Origin of the sequence: Streptomyces sp. NPDC038707 (assembly GCF_040636485.1) — a bacterium.
Taxonomy (GTDB): domain Bacteria; phylum Actinomycetota; class Actinomycetes; order Streptomycetales; family Streptomycetaceae; genus Streptomyces.
In genome coordinates this window covers 108,096-114,095 of record NZ_JBEZUP010000024.1, presented here as the reverse complement: position 1 = coordinate 114,095, position 6,000 = coordinate 108,096, and the positions used below count along the sequence as shown (strand labels likewise).

Annotated in this window: 4 protein-coding genes; 3 read left to right on the top strand and 1 reads right to left on the bottom strand. The window is 70.5% G+C overall.

Going from position 1 to position 6,000, the window contains the following annotated elements:
• Nucleotides 1-680 precede the first annotated feature (680 nt).
• On the top strand, nt 681-2,297 hold the full coding sequence (locus AB0E62_RS27910; protein WP_362199473.1) for an MDR family MFS transporter: 1,617 nt from the start codon (nt 681-683) through the stop codon (nt 2,295-2,297).
• A gap of 53 nt (nt 2,298-2,350) precedes the next feature.
• Here the strand turns inward: AB0E62_RS27910 and AB0E62_RS27905 are convergent, their stop codons facing one another.
• A complete protein-coding gene (locus AB0E62_RS27905) occupies nt 2,351-3,343 on the bottom strand; it encodes a helix-turn-helix domain-containing protein (protein ID WP_362199470.1) in 993 nt (330 codons plus the stop codon).
• A 359-nt stretch (nt 3,344-3,702) separates the two neighbouring features.
• On the opposite strand from AB0E62_RS27905, the gene AB0E62_RS27900 reads away from it, so the two are divergent.
• Both AB0E62_RS27900 and AB0E62_RS27895 read left to right on the top strand, forming a co-directional pair.
• Nucleotides 3,703-4,833, top strand: coding sequence for a hypothetical protein (locus AB0E62_RS27900; protein ID WP_362199467.1), 1,131 nt, complete (start codon nt 3,703-3,705; stop codon nt 4,831-4,833).
• Between the two features lie 324 nt (nt 4,834-5,157).
• Nucleotides 5,158-5,817, top strand: a complete 660-nt coding sequence (locus AB0E62_RS27895) for a TetR/AcrR family transcriptional regulator (RefSeq protein WP_362199464.1) — start codon at nt 5,158-5,160, stop codon at nt 5,815-5,817.
• Nucleotides 5,818-6,000 lie beyond the last annotated feature (183 nt).

The following is a 6,000-nucleotide window of genomic DNA, read 5'->3' as shown; positions in this document are numbered from 1 at the left end:
CTCTGCCCAGTCCTCCACGTTCAGCACCCTCCAAGAGTCCGGAGGGGTCAAGATTCGGAGACTGCCAGGGGGTCAGTTTTCACGAAGCAGCGACAACGACGCCGTCACCCGGGAAAGTGGAGTTCCCCCTCACGACGAAAGTCCCGAGCAGAGGATGAAGGCTTACGCCGAGCGACCACGTACGGGAACTCGCTGGATGTTGCGGTCGAAACTTCAGCGAAGGCACGGGGCCCGAACGATGCCGGCGTTGCCTGGTGTCGGCGGTCACGAGCGGCGTAGGGGTGGTTCGAGTACGTAGTCGACCGCGTGCGGCGACAACCACACCCGCGGAGCAACGCTGACGAGATCCACAGCGATGTCGACCAGGGCCTGTCCGTGGTTCTGCTCGACCGGGCGGCTCCAGCCCCATCCGCCTCTGTCGGCGCGAGCGGAGGTGAGCCGTCCGCTGCCGCAGAGGAACAAGACCCACCTCCAGCGCGTACCCCCGACCCCGCCGTGCTGCTATGAATAGACCGCAGGGGCGGCCTTCAGCCGAGGGGGTCCTCTGGGACTTCTCTGGGACTTCCGGCATCATCAACCGGCATGAGCATGAAACAACTGAAAGACCGTTCGTACAGGTCAGCGGCCAACTTACCCCCATCGACACAGGTCACCGCGCTGACAGGTCTCTTGGACGGCATGTGACCTCCTCCGAAACCCGACGGCAGAACGCGGCCGGGGACGCGCCCGTGCGGCTCGGCCACCGGCAGATCACCACGGTCATGTCCGGGCTGTTCCTGGGCATGTTCCTGGGCGCGCTGGACCAGACGGTGGTGGCGTCCGCGCTGCGGACCATCGCCGACGACCTGCACGGGCTGACGGCCCAGGCGTGGGCGACCACCGGGTACCTCATCACCGCCACCCTCGCCACCCCGCTGTACGGAAAGCTCTCCGACATCCACGGCCGGCGGCCCGTGTACCTGGCCGCGATCGGCCTGTTCACGGCCGGTTCGCTGCTGTGCGGCTGCGCCACCTCCCTGTACGAACTGGCGGCGTTCCGGGCCGTGCAGGGGCTCGGTGGCGGCGGGCTGATGTCGTTGGCCATGACGATCGTCGCCGACATCACCACCCCGCGCGAACGGGGCCGCTACCAGGGCTGGTTCATGGCCGTGTTCGGCGGTGCGAGCATCGTCGGCCCGCTGGCCGGCGGGGCCCTCGCGGACCGGGACACGCTGCTGGGCATCGACGGCTGGCGCTGGATCTTCCTGCTCAACGTGCCGCTCGCGGCCGTCGCGGCGGTGGCGATCGTCCGCGTCCTGCGGTTCCCGCACCAGCGGGTGCGGCACCGGCTCGACTACCGGGGGGCGCTCGCGCTGGCCGTGGGGATCGTGCCGCTGCTGACCGTCGCCGAGCAGGGCCGCACCTGGGGGTGGGGTTCGCTCCCGGCGCTGCTGATGTACGCCGTCGGCGCGCTGGGGCTCGTCGTCTTCGTGGTGGTGGAGCGCCGGACGGGGGCGGCGGCGCTGCTGCCGCCGCGGCTGTTCCGCATCCGTGCCTTCCGGCTGGGTGTCGGTCTGCACTTCGTCGTCGGCATCGGCATGTTCGGCGCGATGACGACCCTGCCGCTCTACCTCCAGCTGGTCCGCGGGATGAGCCCGATCCAGGCGGGGCTCGCCTCCCTTCCCACGGTCGCCGCGAACCTCGCCGTGACGCTGCTGGTGGGCCGGCTGATCGCGCGGACCGGCCGTTTCAAGGTCCACCTCGTCGCGGGCATCGGGTCGTTCACCGCCGCGATGCTCGTCTTCGCGACCCTGCGGGTGGACAGCCCGCTGTGGCAGGCGGCCCTCGGCATGGCCCTGATGGGCGCGGGGCTCGGCGCGTCGATGCAGACGCTCACCACACTCGCGCAGTCCGAGGTGCCGCGTACGGACATGGGCGCGGCGACGGCGTCGGTCAACTTCTTCCGCTCCAACGGCGGCACGGTGGGCACCGCCGCCTTCCTCTCCGTCCTGTTCTCCACGGCGGGCGGGCGCATAGCCGAGCGGCTGGCCGAGGCCCGCCGCGACCCCGCCTACCGCCGTCTGCTGGCCCAGCCCGACAACGCGCAGGCCCTCGCGGGTGTGCTGCGTCCCGGCGGCGGTGTCGACCTGGAGAACTCGGCCTTCCTGCGGGCTCTCGACCGGGACGCGGCGCTGCCGTTCCTGGAGGGATACCTCGCCTCGATGCGGCTCGTCTTCCTCACCGGTGCCGCGGTGGCCCTGGCCGCCTTCCTGATCGCGGCCTGGCGGGTCCCGGACCTGACGCTCGCCGACGAATGACGCCGCCCCGCCCGCCACGCTGCCCCTGTGGCGGGCGGCGGAGTCCACGGCGCTCAGTCGCGGCCGGTGCGGAACCGGCGCCGGTACTCGGTGGGTGTCGTGTCGAGCCGGCGGCGGAAAGCCCTGACCAGGGTGTCGACGGTGCCGAACCCGCAGGCGGCGGCGATGCGTTCGAGAGTGGCGTCGGTGGTCTCCAGCTGGTTGCGGGCCCGTTCGACGCGCACCGATTCGATGTAGGTGTGCGGTGTCGTACCCAGCTCGTTCTTGAAGATCCGGGTCAACTGCCGCTCGCTGACGTGGGCGTGTTCGGCGAGGTGCGCGACGGTGAGCGGTTCGGTGAGGTGGCGCAGGATGTGATGGCGGAGCTCCTCGATGCGCCGGGTCGCGGCGACCTGTTCCAGCGGAACGCTGAACTGGCTCTGCCCGCTGGGCCGTTTCAGGTACATCACCAGTTGCCGGGCGACGCGCAGCGCGACGGCTTCGCCGAGGTCGTCGGCGATGAGCGCGAGTGACAGGTCGAGGCAGGCGCTGATGCCGGCGCCGGTCCACACGTTGCCCTCGCGGATGAAGATCGGATCGGAGTCGACCTCGATCGTCGGATGGTCGGCGGCGAGCTGCTGGGCGGTCGACCAGTGGGTGGTGGCGCGTTTGCCGTCGAGGAGTCCGGACGCGGCGAGGATGTGCGCCCCGACGCAGACGGAGGTCACCCGCCGGGTCCGCGGGGCGAGCTGCCGGACCCGTTCCACCACGGCCGGATCGACGAGCGCGTGCACGCGGCGCCGGCCGTCGACCTCGACGGCACCCGGCACGACGAGCGTGTCTATGCTCCGTGTCGCCACCTCGTCGAAGGTGACATCGGGCAGTACCCGCACCCCGGCGGCGGTGACGGTGGGCTCCAGGGTCTCGGCGGCGAGGACCACGCGGTATCCCGCCGCCTCCTCTGTCTCCCGCCGGGCGAGGGAGAAGACCTCCGGTGGTCCCGTCACGTCGAGCAGGTCGACGCCTTCGAACAGGACGATGACGATCAGTCGTTCAACGGTGTGCACAAGCCCCCCCTGGCCGGACAACGCCGATGTCGGTTTCTGCATGCTAGATGACATTGCCGACGCGTGTGCCGGACCGTAGCGTCATAGGTGCAGGTCAACGCGGCGAACGCGCTGCTTCCCCAAGTCCCTCACCCCAGGTGGTTCTTCATGTCCGGCATGACGCCGCGTCAGTTCAACGGCTTCCACCGGACGCCCGCCGAGTCCGCCGGCCTGCTTCTCCCACGCTCCTCCCCCTTCCCCCCTCGGTCCTGAACATCCCCCCTGACCGAGCTTCCCCCCACGCCCCCCACCTTTGAACTCCCCCCACGCCTTTCCCCCCAATCCCACAGAACACCGACCTCACTATGGAAAGACGGGGCATGGCAACTCGTAGAGGATTTCTGGGTACCGTTTCGGCAGCCGGGGCAGCCACCCTCCTCACACAGACGCAGACCGCCACCAGCGCGTCGGCCGCCACCACGGCGACCGACGAGAAATCGGCGCGGGACGCGATACGCAACGTCAACGCCGGGATGCGCGCCAACTACGCGTCGCTGAAGGCCGAGCTGGTCAAGCACCTCAGCCCGGTCGTCGTCGTCCAGAACAACGCCGTCGGCGGACGCTTCACCCTGATCAACAACGGGGTGCAGGTCGAGACGGTCAACCCGGTTCCGGAGTACTTCGAGCTGGCCAAGTCCATCGCCCACGTTCCGCTGGGCGTGTTCTCGGTGATCGCCGCGTACCTCAGCGACCAGGTGCCGAACATCCCCAACGCGGACCGCATCGACCCGCACGACCTGGACATGGTCGCGTTCAAGACCGCGGGCGACAAGGGCTGGATCACTCCGCTGAACAGCTTCCGCACCACGCTGAGTTCGGCGTACACGAAGCTGCCCACCGCCAACCTGCCGCTGGATCTGGAGGACTCCTGCACCAAGATCCTGTCGGAGGCCATCAAGTTCATCGACACCATCGTCAAGGCGCAGTCGTTCGACATGGTGGCGTACAACCGGTTCGCCGCGACCGTCTACCCGTCGATCCGCGTCAACATGACCTTCGCGGCCACCGCGCAGATCACCGGCATCGAGACGCTGATGAAGCGGTGGCGCACACAGCTCGGTGAGGCCGCGTGGAGCGACCTGTACGTCACGGTGCTGTCGATCTGGACGACGTCGGAGCTGAACCAGGCGTCCATCATCATCCGCCGCACCATGAACCAGGCGAAGGTGGACACCCACCTGATCGACCTGCCCACCGTGGAGACCCCCTCGGACCCGATCGCGGTCGCCCTGGACAACCTGGCGCGCATCGTCCAGGACAACGTCGCGGCCGAGATGGTGTTCAACACCGACCTCAAGGTCGCCGACGCCCTCAAGGGCAAGGAGGACCTGCTGTCGGACGAGATCCTCCAGCAGGTCGGCGGAACGGCACCGGCCGCCAGGACCGCCGCCTTCGGCGCCGCGGCAGCCGTCGGCACCTGCCCCATCACCGGGCACACCGCGTCGGTCTGACGCCGCAGCGCCCCGGCCCCGGCCGGCGGACCCCCGGACGCAGCCGGCCCGTGGGCGAGCCGTGCCGTCTCCCTGTCGCACGACAGGGAGACGGCACGGCTCCGTCGCTTTTCCCCGGCCCCGCGGGCCGCGCCCGTGGCGGCACCCGCCTCGGGGGCACGCGGGCCGCCCCGGCCGCTCCCCGGCTCGGGGCCCGGTGCGGGGGTGCCGGTGCGGCGGCCGGTGTCGTGTACGGTTCGGGGCGGCTGCCCTGCGGTGACCGGCGGATGACCACCGGCGTCGGCGGTGCGGTGCGGATGTCCGGTGTGGAGGAGGTGTACGGCGGTGGCCGAGGTGAAGCGACGCGGAGACGGCTCCGCCGGGGCTCCTTCGGAGCGGGCGGCGCGGGTGCGCAACCCGCGCGGGCAGGGCGAACGGCTGCGCGAGGAGATCCTGCGGGCCGCGGGCGGGCTCCTGGAGCAGGTGGGCAGCGAGGACGCCCTCTCGCTGCGGGCGGTGGCCCGGGAGGTCGGCATCGCCACCCCGAGCATCTACCGGCACTTCGCCGACAAGACCGAACTGGTGTGGGCGGTGCTGGCGGAGCACTACGAGCGGCTGGCCGCGCTGATGGCCGAGGCCGACGCCTCCGCGCCCGCGGACGCCCCGCTGGAACGGCTGCGGCACCAGTTGCGCGCGTACTGCCGTTTCGCGGTGGCCAACCCGGCCAAGTACCGCCTGATGTGCGAGATCTGGCAGACCCCGGTGGACGAGGACCGGCTGCACGGCCACCCGGCCGGGCTGCTCCTGCGCGGGCTGAGCCAGGCGCTCACCCACTGCGAGGAGGCCGGCTGGCGGGTACGGGGCACCCGTGCGGAAGCTCCGTACCTGCTGTGGTGCGCGCTGCACGGCCGGGTCACCCTGTGGCAGGTCATGCCGCGCCGCAAGGACACCGCCCGGCTGGACCGGTTCGTCGACGAACTGCTCGGCCTGCTGCTGGAACGCTGACGCGTCCCGGCTCCTCCTCGACGGCCTCCGGGGGCACCGCCCTCAGGGCTGCCCGCGCGACCTGACGTCGGGTCACCCCTCCACCACATCACCCGATTTCCTTCACCTCTCCTGCCGCCCCGGCCGCACCGGACCCTAAGGAAACGGTCGTAAGCTAACGAGTGTTAGTCGAAAGCCTCCCTC

Excerpts from the sequence above, each read along its gene's own strand:
- AB0E62_RS27900 (WP_362199467.1), top strand. The coding sequence starts at position 3,703 with ATGGCAACTCGTAGAGGATTTCTGGGTACCGTTTCGGCAGCCGGGGCA.